The 275-nt window shown below is 63.6% G+C and carries 1 protein-coding gene; it reads left to right on the top strand.

All coding sequences use genetic code 11. The features are described from left to right. Window positions 1-153: anhydro-N-acetylmuramic acid kinase (locus tag AVJ23_RS22555; protein WP_205626912.1), on the top strand; the 153-nt coding region annotated here is incomplete at its 5' end. Window positions 154-275 lie beyond the last annotated feature (122 nt).

Here is a 275-nt window from a genome sequence, read left to right as displayed (position 1 = left end):
GATACCGGCAAATACGGTATCGACGCGGATTGGCTGGAAGCGGTGGGTTTTGCCTGGCTCGCGCACCAGACGCTGCATGGATTGCCCGGCAACTGCCCCGGGGTAACCGGTGCAAGTCGCAACACGGTCCTCGGTGGTATCTACCCGGCTTGAGAAGTGAAATGCCTCAGGGAAAGCAGGCCGCGCCTGCAACCCGGGGAGTCTGCCGGGCGGAGGCAGGCCTGGCCTCCGGCTCAGATCGAGAAGGAGGAACCACAACCGCAAGTGGAAGAGGC

This window comes from Pseudoponticoccus marisrubri (assembly GCF_001482405.1).
Classification (GTDB): Bacteria; Pseudomonadota; Alphaproteobacteria; order Rhodobacterales; family Rhodobacteraceae; genus Pseudoponticoccus; species Pseudoponticoccus marisrubri.
This window is presented reverse-complemented; position numbering and strand designations above follow the sequence as displayed.